The 256-nt window shown below is 62.9% G+C and carries 1 protein-coding gene; it reads left to right on the forward strand.

Annotated features, from left to right (window positions below; translation table 11 throughout):
• A partial coding sequence (locus ACZ2IA_RS23090; RefSeq protein WP_470294916.1) for a hypothetical protein occupies nt 1-256 on the forward strand: 256 nt, incomplete at both ends.

The following is a 256-nucleotide window of genomic DNA, read 5'->3' on the forward strand; positions in this document are numbered from 1 at the left end:
CGGGTTGGTGCTTTCGCTGCCGTTTCCGATGGCAAGTTCCTGGTCTGGCAGACCGATACCCAGCGTCTGGCCGAGCTGGAGCGTCAGCCGCCGGGCCGTTATGGCTCGATGGCTTCGGACCTCGAAGAAGCTGATAGTGGCGTTTCCAAGATCGCGCTGGACCCGACCCGTGGTGCATTGCTGTCGGTTCTGGTGCGTGCGCCGAGCCTGGGCGAGCGTATCCAGCAAGGTGGTCTGGTCGGTTACGTCATTCTGG

This window comes from Crenobacter sp. CS_VA4 (assembly GCF_055597485.1).